At 54.9% G+C, this 23,785-nt stretch carries 21 protein-coding genes and 1 riboswitch; of the genes, 11 read left to right on the top strand and 10 right to left on the bottom strand.

The annotated features are described in order from the left end of the window. Nucleotides 1–47 precede the first annotated feature (47 nt). The 3 genes from AOB54_05620 (at nucleotide 48) to AOB54_05610 (ending at nucleotide 3,674) form a co-directional block, all read left to right on the top strand. Complete coding sequence (locus AOB54_05620) at nucleotides 48–971, top strand: alpha/beta hydrolase (protein ID WVN40993.1); 924 nt, start codon at nucleotides 48–50, stop codon at nucleotides 969–971. 33 nt (nucleotides 972–1,004) lie between these two features. Continuing rightward, nucleotides 1,005–1,418 carry a VOC family protein gene (locus tag AOB54_05615; GenBank protein WVN40992.1) on the top strand — a complete coding sequence of 138 codons (414 nt, stop codon included), beginning with the start codon at nucleotides 1,005–1,007 and terminating at the stop codon, nucleotides 1,416–1,418. A gap of 92 nt (nucleotides 1,419–1,510) precedes the next feature. Next, nucleotides 1,511–1,746: riboswitch (cobalamin riboswitch) on the top strand. Between the two features lie 38 nt (nucleotides 1,747–1,784). Next, nucleotides 1,785–3,674 carry a TonB-dependent receptor gene (locus AOB54_05610; GenBank protein ID WVN40991.1) on the top strand — a complete coding sequence of 630 codons (1,890 nt, stop codon included), beginning with the start codon at nucleotides 1,785–1,787 and terminating at the stop codon, nucleotides 3,672–3,674. Between the two features lie 389 nt (nucleotides 3,675–4,063). On the opposite strand, the gene AOB54_05605 is transcribed toward AOB54_05610, so the two are convergent. Further along, a complete protein-coding gene (locus tag AOB54_05605; protein WVN40990.1) occupies nucleotides 4,064–5,233 on the bottom strand; it encodes a DUF2863 family protein in 1,170 nt (389 codons plus the stop codon). A gap of 177 nt (nucleotides 5,234–5,410) precedes the next feature. Between AOB54_05605 and AOB54_05600 the strand changes: the two genes are divergently transcribed. Continuing rightward, nucleotides 5,411–6,334: a DMT family transporter gene (locus tag AOB54_05600; protein ID WVN40989.1), complete on the top strand. Its 924-nt coding sequence runs from the start codon at nucleotides 5,411–5,413 to the stop codon at nucleotides 6,332–6,334. Here AOB54_05600 and AOB54_05595 read toward each other — a convergent pair. The 9 genes from AOB54_05595 to AOB54_05555 all read right to left on the bottom strand — a co-directional run bounded on the left by AOB54_05595 (nucleotide 6,331) and on the right by AOB54_05555 (nucleotide 15,583). Continuing rightward, nucleotides 6,331–6,645 carry a copper-binding protein gene (locus AOB54_05595; protein ID WVN40988.1) on the bottom strand — a complete coding sequence of 105 codons (315 nt, stop codon included), beginning with the start codon at nucleotides 6,643–6,645 and terminating at the stop codon, nucleotides 6,331–6,333. The genes AOB54_05600 and AOB54_05595 overlap by 4 nt on opposite strands. A gap of 15 nt (nucleotides 6,646–6,660) precedes the next feature. Further along, nucleotides 6,661–7,068 carry a DUF411 domain-containing protein gene (locus tag AOB54_05590; GenBank protein ID WVN42775.1) on the bottom strand — a complete coding sequence of 136 codons (408 nt, stop codon included), beginning with the start codon at nucleotides 7,066–7,068 and terminating at the stop codon, nucleotides 6,661–6,663. Nucleotides 7,069–7,190: 122 nt separating this feature from the next. Next, a complete protein-coding gene (locus AOB54_05585; GenBank protein WVN40987.1) occupies nucleotides 7,191–7,691 on the bottom strand; it encodes a cupredoxin family protein in 501 nt (166 codons plus the stop codon). Nucleotides 7,692–7,778: 87 nt separating this feature from the next. Then, nucleotides 7,779–9,203 carry a copper oxidase gene (locus AOB54_05580; protein ID WVN40986.1) on the bottom strand — a complete coding sequence of 475 codons (1,425 nt, stop codon included), beginning with the start codon at nucleotides 9,201–9,203 and terminating at the stop codon, nucleotides 7,779–7,781. Continuing rightward, nucleotides 9,191–10,255: a hypothetical protein gene (locus AOB54_05575; GenBank protein WVN40985.1), complete on the bottom strand. Its 1,065-nt coding sequence runs from the start codon at nucleotides 10,253–10,255 to the stop codon at nucleotides 9,191–9,193. Before AOB54_05575 ends, AOB54_05580 begins: the two co-directional genes overlap by 13 nt. 75 nt (nucleotides 10,256–10,330) lie before the next feature. After that, entirely contained in the window at nucleotides 10,331–10,837 is a 507-nt protein-coding gene (locus tag AOB54_05570) for a hypothetical protein (GenBank protein WVN40984.1), read from the bottom strand. Nucleotides 10,838–10,851: 14 nt separating this feature from the next. Beyond that, the gene (gene acnA, locus AOB54_05565) at nucleotides 10,852–13,545 is read right to left on the bottom strand and encodes an aconitate hydratase AcnA (protein WVN40983.1); all 2,694 of its coding nucleotides are present in this window, start codon (nucleotides 13,543–13,545) and stop codon (nucleotides 10,852–10,854) included. 51 nt (nucleotides 13,546–13,596) lie between these two features. Beyond that, entirely contained in the window at nucleotides 13,597–14,595 is a 999-nt protein-coding gene (locus AOB54_05560; protein WVN40982.1) for an aldolase/citrate lyase family protein, read from the bottom strand. Nucleotides 14,596–14,608: 13 nt separating this feature from the next. Beyond that, a complete protein-coding gene (locus tag AOB54_05555) occupies nucleotides 14,609–15,583 on the bottom strand; it encodes a malate dehydrogenase (GenBank protein WVN42774.1) in 975 nt (324 codons plus the stop codon). 145 nt (nucleotides 15,584–15,728) lie between these two features. Here AOB54_05555 and sdhC point away from each other — a divergent pair, with 145 nt between their 5' ends. From sdhC to AOB54_05520, 7 genes are all read left to right on the top strand, one after another. Beyond that, nucleotides 15,729–16,139 (top strand): succinate dehydrogenase, cytochrome b556 subunit, encoded by a 411-nt coding sequence (sdhC, locus tag AOB54_05550; protein WVN40981.1) that lies wholly within the window; start codon nucleotides 15,729–15,731, stop codon nucleotides 16,137–16,139. A gap of 2 nt (nucleotides 16,140–16,141) precedes the next feature. Further along, complete coding sequence (sdhD, locus tag AOB54_05545) at nucleotides 16,142–16,510, top strand: succinate dehydrogenase, hydrophobic membrane anchor protein (GenBank protein WVN40980.1); 369 nt, start codon at nucleotides 16,142–16,144, stop codon at nucleotides 16,508–16,510. A 14-nt stretch (nucleotides 16,511–16,524) separates the two neighbouring features. Beyond that, on the top strand, nucleotides 16,525–18,303 hold the full coding sequence (gene sdhA / locus AOB54_05540) for a succinate dehydrogenase flavoprotein subunit (protein ID WVN42773.1): 1,779 nt from the start codon (nucleotides 16,525–16,527) through the stop codon (nucleotides 18,301–18,303). After that, nucleotides 18,300–19,016, top strand: coding sequence for a succinate dehydrogenase iron-sulfur subunit (locus tag AOB54_05535; GenBank protein ID WVN42772.1), 717 nt, complete (start codon nucleotides 18,300–18,302; stop codon nucleotides 19,014–19,016). Before sdhA ends, AOB54_05535 begins: the two co-directional genes overlap by 4 nt. 17 nt (nucleotides 19,017–19,033) lie before the next feature. Then, nucleotides 19,034–19,336, top strand: coding sequence for a succinate dehydrogenase assembly factor 2 (locus tag AOB54_05530; protein ID WVN40979.1), 303 nt, complete (start codon nucleotides 19,034–19,036; stop codon nucleotides 19,334–19,336). 29 nt (nucleotides 19,337–19,365) lie between these two features. Then, nucleotides 19,366–20,673, top strand: a complete 1,308-nt coding sequence (gene gltA, locus AOB54_05525) for a citrate synthase (GenBank protein WVN40978.1) — start codon at nucleotides 19,366–19,368, stop codon at nucleotides 20,671–20,673. 241 nt (nucleotides 20,674–20,914) lie between these two features. After that, nucleotides 20,915–23,773, top strand: a complete 2,859-nt coding sequence (locus AOB54_05520; GenBank protein WVN40977.1) for a 2-oxoglutarate dehydrogenase E1 component — start codon at nucleotides 20,915–20,917, stop codon at nucleotides 23,771–23,773. Nucleotides 23,774–23,785 lie beyond the last annotated feature (12 nt).

Raw genomic sequence — 23,785 nt, 5'->3', positions numbered from 1 at the left:
TGTCGGTCGGGTTGTTTGTCAGCCTGACCATTTAATAAAGCGGAACCGTGAACCGAATCAGACTTTCTTTGCTGCTGTTCATTCCTTTGCTGCTGACAGGCTGCTCGGGGTTGGGTGTGTTGAACTCCATGACGCCAGCGCCCGCTGTGCCGGTGGTTACGGTGAGCTACGGCCAGTCTGATCGCCAGAAGGTGGATCTTTATCCGGCGGCTGTTGATGCCCCATTGGTGGGGAGCGGCCCGATCAGCGGTGCCCAGGCAAAGGCCGCGCCAACCAATATGAACTCGCTTCGGCCAATCGTGATGTTTTTTTATGGTGGTGCTTGGCACACGGGGTCGCGGCAGGACTATCGGTTTGTGGCGAAGTCGTTTACCGACATGGGCTATGTGGTGGCTATTCCGGACTATCGGCTCACGCCGGAAGTGGTCTACCCCGAGTTTCTTCGCGATAGTGCGGCTGCGTTTCAGGCAGTGGTTGCCAATGCCAAGCAGCTTGGCGGCGACCCAGACAGAATTATTCTGGCGGGCCACTCGGCTGGCGCTTATAACGCCGCCATGCTCGCGATGGATTCCCGTTGGTTGCCTGTGCAAGATCGCAAACGAATTCGGGGCTTTATTGGTTTGGCGTCTCCTGTGAATTTCCTGCCGATTCAAATGCCCGAGGCGCGGCGGGCTTTCAGCTGGCCCAATACGCCGAAAGACACTCAGCCGATTGAGCATGTCTCTAAAGATGTGCCGCCCATGTTGCTGATTACAGCGGCAGAAGACCCACTGGTTGATCCCGATATCAACTCCAGGGCGATGGCCAAGCGTTTAACCGAGGTTGGTGTGCCGGTCTGGGTCGAGACCTATCCCGGGCCCCTGGGTCTGATCAACCACGCCAATCTGGTGGCCACCTTGTCGCCAACTTTTTCCTTTCTGGCGCCAACCCTTGAAAAGTCTAGGGAATTTATCGAGCGGGTAGTGCGGTAAAGTCTTGGCCATTCACTATTGTTGGAGTTGACCATGCACCCATTTCATTTGGCATTTCCCGTAGACGATCTGGCAAAGGCACGCGCTTTTTATGGCGGTATTCTGGGCTGCCCCGAGGGTCGCAGCTCCGACGAGTGGATTGATTTCAATCTGTTTGGCCATCAGATCGTTGCCCATCTGGCCAAGGGCGAAGCCAAGAATGACGCCCACAATGATGTGGATGGCAAACAGGTGCCGGTCCGCCACTTTGGCATCGTGCTGTCCATGCCAGAGTTTCACGCCATGGCAGATCGGCTCAAGGCCGCCGGGATTCAGTTTGTGATTGAGCCCTATGTCCGCTTTAAGGGTGAAGTGGGCGAGCAGGCCACCATGTTCTTTCTGGACCCATCGGGCAACGCCATCGAATTCAAGGCCATGGCCAACCCGGACTATCTGTTCGCCAAATAAAGGCGATTCAAATCAGGCAGGCTTGATTTTCGTCAACTTGACCGGTCTCTTACCCCGTCAAGTTGGCGTTACACTGATGCCTGTTTGAGATCCTTCAAACACCGTCATCTGGTGCCTGCTTAACGCGGGTTAAACGGGAAGCTGGTGAGAATCCGGCGCTTCCCCCGAAACAGTAACGGGTGAATTGATCGGTTACGGTCTGACCCTTTTGAACAGGCGCAGGCCCAGCCACTGAGATCGCTGATCTTGGGAAGGCAATCGATCAAGGCGTGCTTTCTGGCATGCGCCACCCCCAGCCTGGATACCGGCCGTTGACGCAAATGTTTTTTGTCGTCACGGGGTGTGGGCGGCCTGAAAGGTCTATTCATGTCGAAGAAGTCTCCCTTGGTCGCAAGTGCGCTCGCACTCGCGGTGTCGTCTGCTTTTGCGCAGAGCGCAACTGGTTCAAACAATCCCCTATATCAACTGGCGTCGCTAGACCCTGTGGTGGTGAGTGCGGCGCGATATGAGCAACCACTTTCAGCGGTGCTTCCCTCGGTTTCGGTAATTACGCGCGATGAAATTGAGAAGTCACAGGCTCCGACGCTTGCCGATTTGCTTCAGGGTGAGGCAGGTTTTGAGTTTGGTAGAAACGGGGGGCTTGGATCAATAACATCTTTTTTTCTACGGGGTCAGGACAGCAAGGGGGTAGTTGTTCTCATCGATGGTGCACGTGCTCCAGTCGATGGTATCGGCGCGTTACGGATCACTGATTTTCCTCTTTCGCAAATCGACCGAGTGGAAATTTTAAGAGGAAATTCCGGAGCGTTATACGGGGAAGCAGCCGTAGGCGGGGTGATAAGTATTTTTACCCGGGCAAGCAATGGAGCACCATCGGCTTATGGATCTGCAATGTACGGGTCACGTGACACACATGAAGTAACAGCCGGCTTCGGTGGTATGACCGGGAGTTATAAATTCAATGTGACTGTTGGTTCTTACGACACTGCTGGATTCTCTGCAATGAATTCGTCAAATAGTAAGGTCAATCCAGATAAAGACGGATACAAAAAAGACTACGCTTCTTTAAGTTTTGAAAAACAATTGACGCCATCGGTCACTGTCGGATTGCGCGCACATAGTACAAAAACAAATGCGGACTACGACAGCAAAGATGACACTGCTTCAACCGAGCATTATGAAAAAAAAGACACAGATATTTTTTCTGTTTATTCGAAAATGTCAATTACAGATAGTTTGGACAGCTCTATCGATTTTTATAACTCGGAAGTTGAATCAAAAAATTTCAAAAATAGCGCAGATAATGGTAGATATAAATCAATAAATAGTGGGGTGAGATGGTCTAACGGGTATGAGGTTAGCGGATCATCTGTTTTGAGCTTCGGGGTGGATTTGGCTCAAGAGCGTCATCACCAATACTATGATCCGTACGAAGATCCGTATGATGTAGACAAAGATACTTCAGCGTTATTCGCCGGTCTGACGGTGAAGCGTGGCCCGTTGACAGTACAGGGCAACGTTCGGCGCGATTTTATTGACATAAAACGAAATGATGCGTCTTCCAGGTCAGAGTCTGAACAAAACAACACCTCAAAGCTGTTTGGTGTGGGCTATCAGTTGACAGATACTTCAAAACTAACGAGTACTTGGTCATCTGGGTTTCGAGCACCAAGCGCATACGATGTATCAACAAACAAAGACATTAAGTCTGAAAAATACAAGTCTGCAGAGATTGGGTTTGTATTTTCAAACAAAGACAACTATGCAAGGGTCGTATATTTTGATACCTCGACCGACAATGCAATCGACTATGACTGGAATCAATGGCCATCACCTGCGATTAATATTCTCAAAACAGAAAACAAAGGATTTGAGTTCACACTTAAGTCTGTGTGGCAAGGTAACAACATAAGATTGTCTGCTGTTTCCCAAGACCCCAAAAATGTAGCGACAGGAGAGCAGCTCTCTCGGCGTGCAAAATACTATGGCACCTTTGATATATCTCGTCGATTGTTAGGTTACGAAGTCGGGGGGCGGTTGTATGCGTCGGGTAGTCGCGACGATTCCGAGTGGAATACGACTCGTTTGGGTGGATACGGTGTCTTCTCTCTGTACGCGGATCGAAGCCTAGCGACCAATTTGGTTGCTAGGTTAAGGTTTGAAAACGTATTTGACAAGCAATATGAAATCGCAGGGGGGTATAACTCCGTGCCACGGGGTGTGTTTTTAACGGTGCAGTACCAACCGAAAAACTAAATTCACTTGATAGTTTGGGCTGACGTAGCTAGCTCTTTTCAGTATCCTTACCAGTCGTCTACCAAGTACACGGACTAAGCAACGATGCGCATGAAAACGACAATTTGTCAGATCGGAAATTCAAAGGGAATCCTCCTCCCGGAAAGCGTGTTGAAGGCGATTGGCGCTCACACTGAACTTGAGATTCGAGTTAGTGGGCGCCAGATCATCCTGGAAGCCGCGAAGGAGCTGCGAAAAGATTGGTTTAAGAATGCTCCTGCTGGGTCAGCTTCCTCTGAGTCAGAAGCCCGGGAGTGGGATAGGCTGAGGCTTGATGATGAGACAGACTGGCAGTGGAACTAGGTTGTAAAGGCCTATAGCGAAATCAGCGCACTTCGGAACGAATGGGATCAATGCAAATGCTGGCTGGGCTGCTCGGCGATATCGGGTAGCTCAGCATGTACCATCTCTCCGTCACTGTTCGGATAGAGTGGGGCGCCACAGTCGTCACAGTATTCCATGGGAAGCCGCTGGCGCAGCATGACAATGCGCTGAATACCTGCCTCTTTTAACGTAGCTTCAATGTCTTCCGCAACATCGCTCATTTCGTCTTCGGCGCCAAGTAGCGGCCAGACCACGCCATGAATGACTTCCTCTTCTTCGCCCACCGCAAAACCAATCCGAAACTCTTCTAGCTGACGGTTATAGCAGCCGCCAACAATTGCGGTCAGAGCATTTGGCGCGATGCTGAGTGATGTGGCCAAGAAGGCAACCGATGCGCGAATGGAAAATGGCCGTGCTGAGCGGTCTGCATCACGGCAAGCCACGTAATAGGCGCGGGGAAGCATGGGCTCAAAGGCGCAGGCGGGCATGAGTGGTGTGAGCGTATCTTGGCTCTTTTCGATCCAGGTCTTTAGCACCTGTTCGCGGGGTGCATCCCCAGACTGCCAGCGAAAAATGGGTTCACCCCGTGGTACCGAGACCACCCCAATCACATAGCGCTGATCCGCCAGAAACTGGGCTGTTTCTTTTAATGTGCTTGGGTCGATTTTCAGTACACCGTCTTTTAAGCTTTTGGTGAGGGTCTGCCGGAATTCAGCGGTGTCACAAAATGTCTCGGGTAGTTGATCTGGCGAGTAAAAATAATTCGCAATCGCCAGATCGGCATCGGGTACGAACACCACATCGGACAGCGCCTGGGTGAAAGCCTTCACCGTTGCCGCTGGAATTGGGCGGGTCGGCAGGGGCATGCGGGACCAGGCCAGCACGGGTGCGGCAAACAACAGCACATCCCGGTCACCGTCTGACGTTGGAGTGACTTCGTGTTCAACGCGGCCCTCGATCGCATCGGCCAGCTCTTCATAGGCTCGCGACTCCCGGTCGGCCAAGCGATCTAAACCCGCATTAAGCGACCCTTCGTCGCCATCTTTGAGCAGGCCCTCGATTTCCTTTTCCAGCCGAAACTCCCAGAAGTGGTCTTCGGCGCGGCTTCCGGACTGGGCTAGACCCTCGGCGAACTCGACAAGTGCGTTTGCCTCGCGGGAGGCGCGGCCACGGCGGGAAGAGGGTGACTTTTTCATGGGAAACCTTTGGGTAAACAATCTTTGGCTGCCATTTTACCGTCTAGGCGGCCCGGCTAGTTCGATACATCTTTGCGGTTACACCCGCCTGCCGCTCCACAAGATATGGGGTGTGGGGTCCAAAGCAGCCGAGAACCGAGCCGGTATGATGTCGACTTATCCCTTTTTAGTGTGTTTATGACTCAGGGCTTTACCGGCGCAATCCTTTTTGCCGCTCTTGGTGCGATTCTCTTTTCCGCCAAGGCGATTCTGATTAAGCTAAGTTATCAGTACCAGGCGGACACTGAGACCGTTCTGGCCTTGCGCATGCTTTTTTCTCTGCCGTTTTTCTGGGTCGCCGTCTGGTGGAATAAGCGGACCAAGAATCCGCAGCCCATGAGTCGCAAAGATATTGCACAAGCCGTGATGTTGGGCTTCATTGGCTACTACGTGTCCAGCTACCTGGACTTTCTTGGCCTGCAGTACATCTCGGTTGGCTTAGAGCGAATTATTTTGTATCTCACCCCAGCCTTTGTGTTGGTGATCTCGGCCATTATTTTGAAAAAGAAAATCTATGGTCGGCAATGGATTGCCATGCTGGTGGCCTATGTCGGGGTGATTTTGGTATTCGCCCATGATGTTCAGCTGGAAGGGCAGCAAGTCATCTTGGGCAGTACCTTGGTCTTACTTGGCGCAGTGAGCTACGCCATTTACCTGATTTACGCCGGGGAGCTGGTCAAGCGGATCGGCAGTATTCGGCTGGTGGCCTTGGCCAGCGGCTCGTCAACTGTCTTTGCGGTGATTCAAGTGCTGATCACGAACCCACATGGGATTTTTGTTCAGCCGGGACAGGTGTATTTTTACAGCCTACTCAATGGCAGCCTGTGTACCTTTGTTCCCATGCTGATGATCATGGTGGCCGTGAACCGAGTGGGCTCAGGCCTAACCGCGCAGGCCAGTGTGGCGGGGCCAATAGCTACCGTATTTTTGGGCTGGTATTTCTTAAACGAGCAAATTGGTCTGATTCAGCTGGTGGGTATGGCCATTGTGTTGGTCAGCATGGCGATTCTTTTAACCATTAACAAATCGCCAGGCCGACCAGAACTGGTGGAAGCGGACTAGGGGGCTCTGCGGATCTCGGTTACAAAATATTTTGTTCCCTCGGCCGTGGCTTGAAACTCGATTTTGTCCTGGGCTTTGAAGTCCCCTAGCACGGCACGATTTTTGACATGAAAGACCATGGTCATGGGCGGCATGTCGAGCGATTTGATTTCACCGTGCTTGATGGTGAGCCGAAGATTGTCGGGGTCGACCCGGCGAATCTCACCGCTGGCCCACTGAGCATAAGCCTGAGAAGCCGTGGCCATGGTCAGCAGGCCGGTGAGCATCACGGGCAAGAATTTTCCGCGCAAAAGATTTTGGTGGTGAGACATTTTCCAAACTCCCATTTAGCGCTTACCGGCGCGTTGCGTGGTGTACGCCTGGTAGACCGTTGCCGTGCCGTTGCGCTGAACCAAAAGCACCTCATACGGGTCGACCTGGCCGCCGTATTCCGGCCCGTCCATGCCGGGGGTACCAATAGGCATCTCGGGAACCGATAGGCCAAGCGCTTTTGGTTTTTCCTTAATCAAGCGATGAATCTCTTTGGCGGGCACGTGGCCCTCGATCACGTAGCCGTTGACCTTTGCCGTGTGGCAGGAGCCAAATTTTTCTGGCATGCCGAGTTCACGCCGCATGGCGATGTTGCCCTTATCATAAGCCTTGACCTGAAAGCCGTTGGCCTCCAAATGTTTGATCCAGTCTTTGCAGCAGCCGCAGGTGGGGGATTTCCAGACCTCAACCATGGGCTTACTCATCTGGGCCAGTGATACAGCGGGCGCAAGGCTAAGTGTGGCGGCAAGGGCAGAGATGCCGCGCAAGATCTGCCGGCGTGACTCAAGCGTGGTGTTGATTTGTTTCATAGCGGTTCCTGTTGGGTTCATTGGGTAACAGTGATGATTCCAGTCATGCCGGCCTGATAGTGGCCAGGGATCAGGCAGGCAAAATCGAAGTTTCCTTCGCGATTAAAAAGCCAGACCAGATCCGCGCGTTTGCCCGGGTCCACGTGGGCCATATAGGGCTCATCATGCTGCATATTGGGAAACTTCTTCATCATTTCCGCATGGTCATCAAGTTCTTTTTTGGTGCCAATCACCATCTCGTGAAGCTTGCCGCCTTTGTTCACGACTTGAAAACGAACCGTTTCGTTAAGTTTTATGGACAAACGATTGGGCGTAAATTTCATGTCGTCGGTCATGTCGATGCGTATGGTTCGGTTTACCGATTTGGCATCACCGGCAATGCCCCAGTCTTTTTGCTCTTTGACCACCGGGGCATGCGCCTGCATTGGGCCTTTTGCGCTGTGCTCGCTTGGGCCATGTGCATAGGCAGATGCCAATGATCCGAGTGAAAAAGCGATTGCAATCGCGATTTGTTGCATTGTTAGATCCTTAATCAAGATAGTGTTCCTGTCGTGCTGTGATGGATAGGTTGTTTGGGCACCAGTTGGTGAGCAATGGCTGTGGCATCAGTGGTTGTGCCCCTGGCTGTTGCCTTGGTTTGGTTTTTGAATCTTCACCTCAACCTCTTTTGATGACTCTCTTGGCATGGCACTATTGCCTGCAGCATTGGATCGGGTCGCGGGCAGAGGGGCGCCTTTCCATTCATAAGCCTGTGTGTTGGGCGGCTGCTTAAACCAGCCAGGGTTACGGTAGTCCCCCTTGGGCTGATCTTTGCGAACCTTTAACACGCTAAACATGCCGCCCATTTCCACCGAGCCATAGGGGCCTTCGCCTGTCATCATGGGCACAGTGTTTTCTGGCAGTGGCATTTCCATCTCGGCCATATCGGCCATGCCGCGCTCGCCCATCACCATGTAGTCGGGGATAAGCCGGCCAATACGTTTGGCAAGCCCCGTGTGGTCCACACCGATAAGATTGGGCACATCGTGGCCCATGGCATTCATGGTGTGGTGCGATTTGTGGCAATGAAAGGCCCAATCGCCTTCTTCGTCGGCAACAAATTCCAGCTGACGCATCTGGCCCACGGCGATATCGGTGGTGACTTCTGGCCAGCGGCTTGCTTTTGGCGTTGGTCCACCATCGGTGCCTGACACCACGAATTCGTGGCCGTGGATATGAATGGGGTGATTGGTCATGGTGAGATTGCCCACTCGAATTCGCACCCGGTCATTGAGCCGGACATTGAGCGAATCAATGCCTGGGAATACACGGCTATTCCAAGACCAGATGTTGAAATCCAACATGGTCATGGTCTTGGGTGTGTAGCTGCCAGGGTCCACATCATAGGCGTTTAACAAAAAGCAGAAATCTCGATCCACTGGATCAATCAGCGGGTGTTTGCCTTTGGGGTGGGTGACCCAAAATCCCATCATGCCCATGGCCATCTGGGTCATTTCATCCGCATGGGGGTGATACATAAAGGTGCCCGGCCTGCGGGCGGTGAATTCATAGACAAAGGTCTTGCCCGCGGGAATTCCGGGCTGGTTTAAGCCGGTTACGCCATCCATCCCATTGGGCAGACGCTGACCATGCCAATGAATCGATGTGTGTTCTGGCAATCGATTGGTCACAAAGATGCGCACCTTGTCGCCTTCCACCACTTCAATTGTCGGGCCAGGGGACTGACCGTTGTAGCCCCACAAGTGCGCCTTAAACCCAGGCGCCATTTCACGCACCACCGGCTCGGCGATGAGATGAAATTCTTTGACGCCGTTATTCATCCGCCAGGGCAGGGTCCAACCGTTGAGTGTGACCACTGGGTTATAGGGCCGGCCGGTTTCTGGCGTAAGCGGTGGCTGGGTTGCAGCGCTGGTTTGAATCACGGGTTCGGGCAGTGCGGCCATGGCCACCTTGCTCACCGCAGTGGCGGCAACCGTGGCCGAGACAGCTGCGGTACCGGTTAGAAAACGTCGGCGATTTATCGTGTCCATGCAGATCTCCGGAATTGGGCGCCGTCTTCTTTAAGTTCGGCAAGCGCAACAGTTAATTTGGCATCCGCCACCCAGTAGCTATGTAACGCTTCTAGATAGGACTCCACGGCCTCGATTTGATGTGTTGCATCTGATAAGAGATCGAACACACCAATCAACATGCCGTTGTAGCGCAGCAGAGTTTCTTCGGATAGTTTCTTGCGTAGCGGCAACACCTCGTCTCGATAATGCTTGGCAATGCGATAGGCGTTTTCAGCAGAAGCCAGCGCCTGCCGTGCTTCTCCGCGTGCCCGCAGACTGGCGGGCGAAGAAGACGCTTCGCCCGCGGTCGGGTGAACTTCTGATAACAAGATCTGGGTTAAGTCAGACGGCGCGGGAAAATGCTGTGGCAGATCGGGAAGCCGTGATGGCAGTGTGAACTCAGCTTGCCGGCCCGCAAACCCCAGGTGTTGCGCGAGTTGGTCTTTTGCCGCGCTCGCCTTTAGTCTGGCATTGTTGAAGGCAACAGCAGTCTTTGCGTGTGAGAGCTGCTCTTCGGCCTGATGGGCAAAATTCAGGTTACCCACTTTTCGCATTCTTAGAGCGAGTTCAGCAGCGACTGCGGCCGTCTCGTTAATCGTTTCTTTGTAGTTCGCCTGCTCTTGGGCGGCCACCGCAGCGAAATAGCGCAGCTTCACATTGGCCAACAGCCGATCCCGCTGTGAGAGTGCCTCGCGCTGATGCGGGCTTAGTGCCAGATAGTTGCTCTCTTTGCCGTTTATCGTTGCCAGGGTCTGGGTGAGTGCGGGGTTAAGTGCCATGGCCCGATCCATGGCTGCTTGCAGCGTGAGTGTGGGTGCGCTGCCCAGTTTGCTTTCACCACGCTTTGCCTTTTGGTCATCAGCTATTTCTTTTGCGTAGGCCTTCCACCCACCAGCCTTTTGCACTTGCTCATTAGCCGCAGACCAATCGTTGAGCTTGGTGTCTGCGTTTTGATCGTAGCCGGGCAGAGCGCCGGCAGCCAATGGCAGGGCGAGTGCAATCGCTAAAAGCCCAGCAAAAATGTTTTTCATAACAAACTCCAAGAATGAGACGAACAACTACGTTCACCGCATAAGACGGTGAACGAACTCAAACTTCAGGGTTGGTTATCGGGGCGGGCGAAGCAGGCCGTCAAGCACCACACCGGTGTAGGCCGATGTGATCAGTAATGCCGGCTGTTGGCGATCAGATGGGGAAGGGGAAACGGATTTGTAAACGGTGGGCAGGGGTGCGGCAACCGAGCATCCAGCCGCGCAAAGTGCGCAGCTTTCAGCGTTCATCATGTCGCTTGGGGAGCTGGGGAGATCCGTTGGTGCGGCAAAGGCCACGATCTGTGAGTGGGCCGAAGTAGTCACATGCGAGTCGTGTGTGAGCGGATTTGATGCTGGCGTGCTGACCTGATGATGGCCCGCCACATGGTCATGCTGATGAACCACGGTTTGCTGATGCGAATGACCCATGTCTGCTGCCGACATGGCCTGGGTAGCTGCAAGCCCCGCCGGCATGGTGTGGCACGACATAGACGCCACCGCCTGGCCCTGCAGCGGCAGCGCCAGGACGACCAGCACCGCAAAAAAGCGGTGCAGTCGTTTCCAGGTGGTGGTCCAAGTCATGCCGGTTAGTCGCCTCAAGCCGCCATGAGTTCCCGCAACACATAGGGCAGGATGCCACCGTGGCGGTAATAGTCGACTTCGATTGGGGTATCGATTCGGCACAGCACCGTCACGTTTTGCTTGCTGCCGTCTTTGCGGGTGATCACCAGCGTTAAGTCCTGCTGGGGATGCAGATTGTCAGGAATCGCCACATCAAAGGTCTCAGAGCCATCCAGCTTTAGGCTCTGGGCGCTGTCAGTTCCCTTGAACTGCAGGGGCAGCACACCCATGCCGACCAAGTTGGAGCGGTGGATCCGCTCGTAGCTGCGGGCCACCACGACTTTCACGCCCAACAGCTGCGTGCCCTTGGCAGCCCAGTCACGGGATGAACCCGTGCCGTACTCTTCGCCACCAATCACGATGGTGGGCACATTGGCTTTCTGATAAGCCATGGCAGCGTCATAGATGAACATCTTTTCGCCGCTGGGCTGATACACGGTGACACCACCTTCTTCACGGCTGCCATCGGCTTTTGGCGGAATCATCAGGTTCTTGATCCGCACGTTGGCAAAGGTGCCGCGCATCATGACTTCATGGTTACCACGGCGTGAGCCGTAGCTATTGAAGTCGGCCTTGCTGACTTTGTTGTCCATCAGGTACTTGCCACCAGGGGAGGCCTCTTTAATGGAACCAGCAGGCGAGATGTGGTCAGTCGTGACCGAATCACCAAGGATTGCCAATGGGCGTGCACCACTAATCGAGCCCGTGGCCTTGGGTGTCATGGAGAAGCCATCAAAGAAGGGCGGGCGTGCAATATAAGTCGACTTGGGCCAGTCATAGACCTGACCTTGTGTGCCCTTGATGTTGTTCCACAGGTGGTGATCTTTGGTCAGATCACCATAAAGCGTGCGGAAAGTCTGTGGGTCACGTGCATAGCCCATCACCGCTGCGATCTCTTGGCTGGTGGGCCAGATGTCTTTCAAGAACACGGGGCCGTCTTTGCCCTGGCCAACCGGTTCGGTGCCCAGGTCTTTCAACACTGAACCCGCAATGGCGTAAGCCACCACCAGCGGTGGGGAGGCCAAGAAGTTTGCGCGCAGGTTCGGGTGAATACGGGCTTCGAAGTTACGGTTGCCCGACAGCACGGCGGCGCAGACCAAGTCTTCTTTCACAATCGCATCATTGAACTCTGGGCGCAGATCACCGGCGTTACCAATACAGGTGGTGCAGCCATACGCGGCAACAGCAAAGCCGAGTTTCTCCAAATAGGGCAGCAGGCCTGCCTTGGTCAGATACTCGGTCACCACGCGGCTACCGGGGGCTAGCGATGTCTTGATATGTGGCGCAACGGTTAAGCCTTTTTCAACGGCTTTCTTGGCCAACAAACCAGCAGCAAGCAAGACGCCTGGGTTCGATGTGTTGGTGCAAGACGTGATCGCGGCAATCAGCACATCGCCGTTACCAATTTCTGCATCACCGGCCTTGACACGCTTATTCAGCGAAGCGGCGGGCTGAGCGAAGCCGTTTTCAGCAACGGGCTTACTGAAGAGTTCGGTAAACGACTTCTTCATGCTGGTCAGCTCAATGCGGTCTTGCGGGCGCTTGGGGCCAGCCAAGGAAGGCTTAATGGTGCCGAGATCTAACGACACTGACTTGGTGTACTGAATGTCGCCTGCTTTGGGAATGCCGAAAAGATTCTGTGCTTTGAAATAGGCCTCAAACGCTTCCACTTCGTCGTTGGTGCGGCCGGTCGCGCGCATGAAGTCAACGGTGACATCATCCACCGGGAAAAAGCCCATGGTGGCGCCGTATTCGGGGGCCATGTTGGCAATCGTGGCACGGTCAGGCAGCGAAAGAGATGCGGTGCCTTCACCATAAAACTCAACAAACTTGCCCACCACTTTTTCTTTGCGCAGCATCTCGGTGATGGTCAACACCAAATCCGTTGCCGTGCAGCCCTCGGGCAACTTGCCCGTTAAGTTCACACCCACCACATCGGGTGTTAAGAAATACACGGGCTGGCCCAGCATGCCGGCTTCGGCCTCAATACCGCCCACGCCCCAGCCCACCACACCAATGCCGTTAATCATGGTGGTGTGGCTGTCGGTACCAACGAGTGTGTCGGGGTAGTAAACGCCGTCTTTGTTGTGCACGCCGCGTGCCAAGTACTCTAGGTTGACCTGGTGAACGATACCGATTCCCGGGGGCACGACTTTGAATGTGTCAAAGGCCTGCATGCCCCACTTCATAAACTGATAGCGCTCTTCGTTGCGCTGGAATTCCAGTTTCATGTTCAGATCAAGCGCGTCTTTTGAGCCGAAGTGATCGATCATGACCGAGTGGTCCACCACCAGATCAACAGGCACGAGCGGCTCAATTACTTTGGGGTTCTTGCCCATGGCATCGGCCACGTTACGCATGGCCGCTAAGTCGGCCAAGAGCGGCACACCAGTAAAGTCTTGCAAGACAACGCGTGCCACCACAAATGGAATTTCATCCACGCGCTGTGCGGTGGGGCCCCAGTTGGCCAACTGCTTCACGTGCTCTTCGGTAACTTTTTTGCCGTCGCAGTTGCGCAGCACGGCTTCTAAAACAATCCGAATCGAAACAGGAAGTTTCGAGACATTTGCAACGCCGGCCTTTTCCAGGGCGGGCAGGCTATAGAACTTGCCTGTTTTGCCAGAGGCGGTTTTGAACTCTTGCAGGGTGTTGTGAAGGTTGTGCGGCATTGCTGTGGGCTCCCTAGGTTTTATTAGTAGTGATGTCGCGAGTTGCTCATTTTAGAAAAAAGCCTGCATGGCTGCTGCGGGAATGGCCCCGCCAGCCGCACGGGCTCGTTTCAATAAAGTCCAAAAATACCGGTAACTGGCCCGGTCGTGTAGTAATCCTTGATCGGCAATCGGCCCCCAATCGGCCGCCTGGGCCGCCAACAAAATTCGGGTCGCATCGTCAATTTCGGCCTGGCTTGGCGCAAAGGCCGACAGAATCTGCCGAACCTGGTTGGGGTGAATGCTCCACATCCGTAAAAAACCGAACTCGTTTTTCGCCCGACTGGCATCCTCAAAGGCCTGGGTGGCCGAGCCATAGTCGGTGGTTGGGTTATGGGTGGGCACCTTGCCAAAGGCGTGGCAGGCTGCCGAGATTTCTAGCTTGGCCCGGCGCATCAAGGGGTGGTCAAACTGGCCTGGGCTTTTCATGGCCGAGGCGGGAATGGCGCCATGGTGACTGCTGGTGAAATCCATCTGGCCAAAGGCAATAAAACGGACCATCGAGTGGCCCGCAATGGCGTGTGCATGGTGAATGCCGGCCTCGTCTTCAAGTAATACTTGAAGGTCCGGCGGCCTTGGCCAGCCCTCCAAAAGGGCCTCGCCCCGTATGAATTCGGCGGCCGAATCCAGCTGCTCGGGGCCAGTCACCTTGGGGATAGTCAGGTAGGCAAGCCCAGCGGGCTTAAGCGAGAGCAGGGTGCGGACATCATGCTCAAAGGCCACATGGTCGGCCGGGTGAACCCGGCAGCCCACGCGGTAGGTGGTTGGGCGGGGTTCGGCCAGAATGCCCGCCAAAAGCATGGCCATTTGGGCTTCTTGGCCCGAGGCAGCGCCGTCTTCCAGATCGGCAGTCACATCAAAGGCCCCCTGCAGTTCGTCCTGCAGGGCCAGGGCCTTTCTCAGTTTTTTTTCGTCGCCTGCGTAGTGTTCGCAGGCCGGGGCGCTTCCGGTGTGAAAGGCTCCCCCCGCGTTCTCGTGGAGAACGCTATCGGGGTGGAGCAACTTCGCCATGGCTCGGAAAAACTTAGCCGAGCAGGTGTTTTACGCCGTCGCGTTCCTCGAGCAGCTCGTTGAGCGTGTGGGTCATGCGCTCACGGGAGAATCCATCGATTTCCAGGCCCTTGACCATCTGATATTCGCCATTGGCGCAAGTGACGGGGAAGCCATAGATGATGTCTTCGGGAATGTCATAAGAGCCATCAGACGGAATACCCATGGTCACCCATTTGCCATTGGTGCCCAGCACCCAGTCACGGATGTGGTCGATCGCGGCATTGGCAGCCGATGCTGCCGAGGATAGGCCGCGCGCATCAATAATGGCCGCGCCACGCTTGCCCACGGTGGGCAGGAAGACGTCTTTGTTCCAGACATCGTCATTGATCATGGCTTTCACGCTCTGGCCACCAATCGTTGCGAAACGATAGTCGGGGTACATGGTGGGGCTGTGATTGCCCCAGACCACCAATTTCTCAATGTCGCCCACGGCCTTGCCGGTCTTGGCGGCAATCTGGGACAGTGCACGGTTGTGGTCCAGGCGCAGCATGGCGGTGAAATTCTTTTTGGGCAGGTCAGGCGCCGACTTCATGGCGATATAAGCGTTGGTGTTGGCGGGGTTGCCCACAACCAATACCTTGACCGTGCGCTTGGCCACGGCGTTAAGCGCTTTGCCCTGGGCGGTGAAGATCTGGGCATTGGCCGACAGCAGATCTTTGCGCTCCATGCCGGGGCCACGGGGCCGTGCACCCACCAGCAGGGCCACATCAATGTCTTTGAATGCGGTCATGGGGTCGCTGTGGGCGGACATGCCGGCCAACAGGGGAAAGGCGCAGTCGTCGATTTCCATCATCACGCCCTTGAGCGCTTTCTGAGCTTTTTCGTCGGGAATTTCAAGCAGCTGCAGGATTACGGGCTGGTCTTTGCCAAGCAGATCGCCGTTGGCGATACGAAACAAAAGGCTATAACCGATTTGGCCGGCCGCGCCGGTCACTGCAACACGCATGGGGGATTTCACGAGAGCTCCTTCCTGATTGGGATATCGATGTAGTTGTAATTGGGAAAACTTCGAGAGTTTAGGGTTGACCCTAGTCCATGTCAAAAAGGGATCTTATAATTGCGCAAAGCAAAAAAAACCTTCAGGGGGAAGAATGAACGAGCTCACAAAAAAGTCTCGTCCGCAGTTTCGTAACATCAACATCTCTGACTTACGTCAGTACCGTCTTCCAGCGGCAGGCATCATGTCGATCCTGCACCGAGTCAGCGGCGCCGCCATGTTTTTGCTGCTGCCACTCATCATCTGGATTTTCGATCTCAGCCTGACATCCGAACTTAGCTACGCCCAACTCATGGAAATCACCGCCTCACCGCTGGTGAAGATTGTGTTGTGCGGGCTGGCCTGGGCCTTTATTCACCACCTGTTGGCCGGGATTCGCCACCTGGTGAGTGATCTGCACATTGGGCTGACCAAAGAGCAAAGCGCTCGGTGGAGTTCGGGCGTGATGATCGGCGCAGTGCTGATCTCGATTGTGGCCTGGTTGAAAATTTTTGGAGTCTTTTAATCATGAGTGCAACGAATAACATTGGCCCCAAACGGCTTGTCGTTGGTGCCCACTATGGCCTGCGTGATTGGCTGGCACAGCGGGTGACTGCGGTTGTCATCGGTGTCTACGCGATTGTTTTGGTGATCTCGGCATTGGCCACTTCTGAGCCCGGCTATGGCGGCTGGGCTGGCCTCTTTGCAGCCACCTGGATGAAGGTCTTTACCCTGGTCACGTTGCTTGCCTTTATTTATCACGCCTGGGTTGGCATTCGTGACATTTGGATGGACTACGTCAAACCCGTTGGTGTGCGTTTAGCCCTGCAGATCTTCACCATCTTGTGGTTGGTGGGCTGTGGTGTCTGGGCAATTGAAATTCTCTGGAGGGTGTAAACGTGGCCGAAGTGCTGTCCAATCAAACGAACAGTCTCCCACGCCGCAAATTTGATGCGGTGATTGTCGGAGCGGGTGGTTCCGGAATGCGTTGCTCTCTGCAACTGGCAGAAGCAGGGCTCAATGTGGCGGTTCTTTCAAAAGTCTTCCCGACCCGCTCGCACACCGTTGCAGCCCAAGGGGGGATTGGTGCATCGCTGGGCAATATGAGCGATGACAACTGGTACTGGCATATGTTTGACACCGTAAAGGGGTCAGACTACTTGGGTGACCAAGACGCGATTGAATTCATGTGCCGCGAGGCACCGAAAGTGGTCTACGAGTTAGAACACTTTGGCATGCCGTTTGACCGTAACCCCGATGGCACGATTTATCAGCGGCCTTTCGGTGGTCACACGGCCAATTTGGGTGAAAAGCCTGTTCAGCGCGCCTGTGCCGCGGCAGACCGTACTGGCCATGCGCTCTTGCACACGCTGTATCAGCGTAACGTGCGTGCCCGTACCCAGTTCTTTGTGGAGTGGATGGCACTTGACATCATTCGCAACGCCGAAGGTGATTGCGTGGGTGTGGTTGCGCTGGAAATGGAAACCGGCGAAGTCATGATTCTGGAATCCAAGGTCACGGTCTTTGCCACCGGTGGTGCTGGCCGTATCTGGGCAGCATCGACCAATGCCTTTATCAATACCGGTGACGGCATGGGCATGGCCGCACGTGCGGGCATTCCGCTGGAAGACATGGAGTTCTGGCAGTTCCACCCCACCGGTGTGGCGGGTGCTGGCGTGCTGATTACTGAAGGCGTGCGGGGCGAAGGCGGCATTTTGCTGAACTCTAACGGCGAGCGCTTTATGGAGCGTTACGCCCCCACGCTGAAAGATCTGGCACCGCGTGACTTTGTGTCCCGCTCGATGGACCAGGAAATCAAAGAAGGCCGCGGCTGTGGCCCGAATAAAGACCATGTGTTGCTTAAGCTGGATCACCTGGGTGCAGACAAGATTCTTAAAAAACTGCCCTCGATCCGCGAGATCGCGATCAAGTTTGCCAACGTGGACCCGATCAAGGAGCCGATCCCTGTGGTGCCCACCATCCATTACCAGATGGGGGGTATTCCCACCAATGTGCATGGTCAGGTGGTGGTGCCCAAAAACGGCAACCCCAATGCGATCGTGAATGGCCTGTACGCCATTGGCGAATGCGCCTGCGTATCGGTCCACGGTGCAAACCGCCTGGGCACCAACTCACTGCTCGACCTGCTGGTCTTTGGCCGTGCTGCGGGCAACCATATCGTGGCGCAAAACTTCAAGGCCCAGTCGCACCAAGAGCTGCCGCAAAACGCCGCAGATGTGTCGCTGTCGCGCCTGGCGAAGATCAATGGCTCGTCATCCGGCGAGCGTGTGCAAGACGTGGCGCAAGACATTCGTAACACCATGCAGCATTACTGTGGCGTGTTCCGCACTTCCGACCTGTTGAAAGAGGGCGTTCAGAAGATCATGGAACTCGATGTTCGTGCCAAGAATGTTCATGTGAAAGACAAGTCGCAGGTGTTTAACACCGCACGCGTTGAAGCGTTAGAGCTCGACAACCTGATTGAGACCGCGAAAGCCACGATTGTCTCGGCCGAGGCCCGCAAAGAAAGCCGTGGGGCCCACGCCCACCGTGACTTCACCGAGCGCGATGACGCTAACTGGATGAAACACACCCTGTGGTATTCCGATAAAAACCGACTGGATTACAAGCCGGTGAATCTCAAGCCGCTTACCGTTGAATCGTTTGCACCGAAAAAGAGGACATTCTGATCATGGCCCGCACCGTACGTTTCTCGATCTATCGCTACGATCCGGACAAGGACGCCAAGCCCTACATGCAAGACCTAACGGTCGAGCTGCAAGACACCGACAAGATGCTGCTCGATGCGCTGATGCGCATCAAGAGCGATTTCGACGATTCGCTCTCGTATCGTCGGTCTTGCCGCGAGGGGGTTTGCGGATCGGACGCCATGAACATCAACGGCAAAAATGGTCTGGCCTGTATCACCAACCTGCGTGATCTCAAGGAACCCATTGTGCTGCGGCCTTTGCCAGGTCTACCTGTGGTGCGCGACCTGATCGTGGACATGACGCACTTCTTTAAGCAGTACCACTCGATCAAACCATTCTTGATCAACGACACGCCGCCGCCTGAAAAAGAGCGCCTGCAGTCGCCAGAAGAGCGCGAAGAGCTAGATGGTCTCTATGAGTGCATCCTGTGTGCCTGCTGCTCGACCAGCTGTCCGTCGTTTTGGTGGAACCCAGACAAATTCGTTGGTCCCGCAGGCTTGTTGCAGGCCTATCGCTTTATTGCCGATAGCCGCGACCAGGCTACCAGTGAGCGGCTCGATAACTTGGAAGACCCGTATCGCCTGTTCCGCTGCCACACCATCATGAACTGCGTGGATGTCTGCCCCAAAGGCTTAAACCCCACAAAGGCGATTGGCAAGATCAAAGAGCTTATGGTGCGGCGAACCGTTTAATAGCCGATCGATCGCGCATGTCTGTCATGACCCCAGATCCTTTTGCGTTGGCCCACTCCGGTGCGCTGGCGCCCGAGGATCTTATTCGCCGGCTGCGCTGGCGTGCGCGGCGGGGTCTTTTGGAAAACGATTTACTGCTGCAACGTTTTTTTGAGAAGTGGGAAGGCCAGCTCACGGTCGACGATCACAATGGCCTTGGCAGGCTACTCGATCTTACCGACAACGACCTTCTTGATTTGTTAGTAGGCAGGCAGTCACCACAGGGCGATCTGGATCTGCCGCAAGTGCATGCCGTGCTCGAAAAGATTCGGGCCAACTAGAACACTATTTATTCCGGAAAGGAACCCTCATGTCGACGCAGAACAAAGCAACCATTTCATTTAGTGACGGCACGCCATCGCTCGATCTGCCCATTCTGAAGGGTAGTGTTGGCCCCGATGTCATTGATATTCGCAAACTCTACGGCGCCACCGGCAAGTTCACCTACGACCCGGGCTTTCTGTCGACCGCATCCTGCGCATCGACCATAACGTATATCGACGGCGACAAAGGTGAGCTGCTCTATCGCGGTTACCCCATCGAACAGCTGGCCGTGCATTGCGACTTTTTAGAAGTCTGTTACTTGCTTTACTTTGGTGAGCTGCCCAACGCGCAAGAGAAAGCGGAATTCGTTGAGCTGGTCATGTCCCACACCATGGTCCACGAGCAGATGCAGTTCTTCTTGCGTGGTTTCCGGCGTGACGCCCACCCGATGGGCATTTTGACGGGCTTGATTGGCGCCATGTCGGCCTTCTACCCCGAGAGCATGGACATCAATTCGGCCGAGCAGCAAGACATCTCCGCCATCCGCTTGATCGCCAAGATGCCGACACTGGTATCGCTGTCTTATAAGTACAGCATTGGCGAACCCATCATCTACCCGCAAAACGATTTGTCGTACACCGGCAACTTCATGCGCATGATGTTTGCCACGCCTTGCGCCCCATACAAACTCAACGACGTGCTGGTCCGCGCCATGGACCGCATCTTTATTCTGCACGCCGATCACGAGCAAAACGCTTCAACCTCTACGGTGCGGCTGTGCGGCTCGTCGGGCACTAGCCCCTTTGCCGCCATTGCATCGGGCATTGCCTGCTTGTGGGGCCCAGCCCACGGCGGTGCCAATGAGGCCTGTCTGACCATGCTGGAAGAACTCAACGCCAACGGCGGTGTCGCCAAAGTGGGCGAGTTCATGGAAAAAGTGAAAGATAAAAACTCTGGTGTGCGCTTGATGGGCTTTGGTCACCGTGTTTATAAGAACTTCGACCCGCGCGCCAAACTCATGCAAGAGACCTGTAAAGAAGTCTTGGATGAGTTGGGCCTGCAAAACGACCCCATTTTCAAACTTGCCATGGAATTAGAGCGGATCGCTCTGGAAGACGATTACTTCGTTAGCCGCAAGCTCTACCCGAACGTGGACTTCTATTCCGGCATTGTGCAGCGCGCCTTGGGCATTCCAACCGATGCCTTTACCTGTGTGTTTGCACTGGCCCGAAGCATCGGCTGGATCAGCCAGTGGAAGGAAATGATTACCGACACGGAATACAAGATTGGCCGCCCACGTCAGTTGTTTGTGGGTCCGCAGACAAGAGCAGTGAAACCGCTGAATCAGCGGTAATTGAAGTAAGAAAGGGGCCTAATGGCCCCTTTTTGTTTGGTGGTTTTTGGAAATTAGCAGTAACGTCGGGGTGACGCAGTCCGGCAAATAATAAAAATTTGCGTCTTTTTGGGAGGCAGTGGTAACCTGCGAAGGCTTACCAGTGGTTCTGGTAAGTAGCAATCCGCTAATCGGTGAGGCCGTGTCGCGGAAGGTTAAACCTGCATCGATTCAGGCCAAAGGCCTAGAAGGGTGAAGCATCATGATGAAGAGCTATCAGCTCAACTCGTATCTATTTGGCGCCAACGCGCCTTATGTCGAGGAACTCTACGAGTCCTATCTCGACAACCCCGGCAGCGTCCCTGACAACTGGCGTGCCTACTTTGATCAACTCCAGATTCTTCCGGCAACCGATGGCTCCGACACCAGCAAAGACGTCGCCCATGCGCCAATCGTGGAATCCTTTGCCCAGCGTGCCAAGGCTAATGCCTTTTTGCCCAGGGTTGCCGAGCGTGATCTGTCGATTGCGCGCAAGCAAGTCCATGTTCAGTCGATTATTGCGGCCTACCGCTTCCTGGGTGCCCAGTGGGCAGACCTGGACCCACTCAAGCGCCAAGAGCGGCCATCCATTCCTGAACTTGAGCCAGGCTTTTATGACCTGACCGAGGCCGATTTAGACACCAGCTTCCGCGCCGACAACCTGTATTTCGGCCAAGAGCAGATGACACTGCGCGAGATCATCAAGGGTCTGCGCGACACTTACTGCGGCACGATTGGTGCGGAGTACATGTACATTTCGGACCCCGCTGAAAAGCGCTGGTTCCAACAGCGTCTTGAGTCGATTCGCTCGACCCCACAGTTTTCACCCGAAAAGAAAAAACGCATTCTTTCCAAACTCACGGCCGCCGAAGGCCTTGAGCGTTATCTGCACACCAAATACGTGGGCCAAAAGCGCTTCTCGCTCGAGGGCGGTGAATCCTTCATCGTGTCGATGGATGAAATCATCCAGCGCAGTGGTGAGCGCGGTGTGCAAGAAATCGTGATTGGTATGGCCCACCGTGGCCGACTCAACGTGTTGGTCAACACCCTGGGTAAAGTACCCAAGGAATTATTCTCAGAATTCGAAGGCCACCACGCTGACGATCTGCCCGCAGGGGATGTGAAATACCACCAGGGCTTTTCAAGCGATGTCAGCACACCTGGCGGCCCAGTCCACCTGTCTTTGGCATTTAACCCGTCCCACTTGGAAATTGTGAACCCCGTGGTGGAAGGGTCGGTCCGTGCGCGGCAAGACCGTCGCGGTGATACGAAAGGTGAACAGGTGCTGCCCATCTTGGTTCATGGCGATGCTGCCTTTGCAGGCCAGGGCGTCGTGATGGAAACGCTCAATCTGGCCATGACCCGTGGCTACGGCACGGGCGGCACGGTGCACATCGTGATCAATAACCAGATTGGCTTTACAACATCCGACCCACGCGACACGCGTTCCACTAGCTACTGCTCGGATGTGGTGAAGATGATTGAAGCCCCAGTGCTTCACGTCAATGGTGATGACCCCGAGGCCGTGGTTCTGGCGACACAAATCGCTGTCGATTACCGCATGGAATTTGGTAAAGACGTGGTGGTGGATATTGTCTGCTTCCGCAAACTGGGCCACAACGAGCAAGACACGCCGTCACTGACTCAGCCCTTGATGTACAAAGTGATTGCCCAACACCCCGGCACACGCAAGCTCTACGCTGACCGGCTTGAAACCATTGGTGTGATTCGGATTGGCGAGGGCGATGAATACGTGAAGAGTTTCCGCGCCGAGATGGAGCAGGGCACCAATAAATCGTCGCCGGTGCTGTCCAACTACAAGAGCAAGTTCGCGGTGGACTGGTCCCCATTTCTGGGCAAGAAGTGGACTGACGATGCCGACACATCGGTTCCCGCCACGGAACTCAAGCGCCTTGCTGAGCGGATCACCACGGTGCCCCCGAACTTCAAGGTCCACCCACTGGTTGAAAAAGTTATTGCTGATCGCCGCGCCATGGGCCGCGGTGAGATGAATCTGGACTGGGGTATGGGCGAGCACTTGGCCTATGCCTCATTGGTGGCCAGTGGTTATGCGGTTCGCATTACCGGCCAGGATGCTGGCCGTGGCACCTTTACCCACCGCCATGCCGTGTTGCATGACCAAAACCGTGAGAAGTGGGATTCGGGCACCTATATTCCGCTGCAAAACGTGGCACCTGCCCAGGCACCCTTTGTGGTGATTGACTCTGTGCTCTCGGAAGAGGCCGTGCTTGGCTTTGAATACGGCTACTCCACTGCCGAGCCCAATTCCTTGGTGATCTGGGAAGGCCAGTTCGGTGACTTTGTGAACGGCGCCCAGGTGGTGATTGACCAATTCATTTCATCGGGTGAAGTGAAGTGGGGCCGCCAGTCTGGTCTGGTGATGTTGCTGCCCCATGGCTACGAGGGTCAGGGCCCAGAGCACTCATCGGCGCGCCCTGAGCGTTTCTTGCAGCTGTGTGCGGACATGAACATGCAAGTGGTGCAACCCACCACCGCCGCACAGATCTTCCATGTGCTGCGCCGTCAGATGATCCGCTCTTTCCGCAAGCCTTTGGTGGTGCTCTCGCCCAAGTCGCTGCTGCGTAACAAAGATGCCGGCTCGCCGCTGGAGCAACTGACCAAGGGAAGCTTCCAGACGGTGATTGGCGAAGTTGATAAAGCGATTGAGGCCAAGAAGGTCACCCGTGTGTTGGCGTGTTCCGGCAAGGTCTACTACGAGTTGGTTAACGCCCGGCGTGAGCGCAAGGCGACCGATGTCGCGATTATTCGTGTGGAGCAGCTCTATCCGTTCCCCCACAAGGCTTTTGCCGCAGAGATGAAGAAATTTGCCAATGCGACCGAAGTGATTTGGGTGCAAGACGAGCCGCAAAACCAGGGCTACTGGTTCCAGATCCAGCACAACATTTTGGAAAACATGCTGCCTGGGCAAAAGCTTGCTTACGCAGGCCGTCCAGCGTCAGCATCGCCCGCCGTTGGCTACCTGGAGAAACACTTGGCCCAGCTCAAAGACCTGGTCGATGCCGCCTTCGGCAAAGTCAAAGGCTTTGTGCACACCAAATAAGACAGCGCTAAT

The sequence above is a fragment of the beta proteobacterium MWH-UniP1 genome (assembly GCA_036362785.1).
Classification (GTDB): domain Bacteria; phylum Pseudomonadota; class Gammaproteobacteria; order Burkholderiales; family Burkholderiaceae_A; genus Lacustribacter.
The sequence above is the reverse complement of the archived record's forward strand: the minus strand, read 5'-3'. Positions and strand labels throughout refer to the sequence as shown.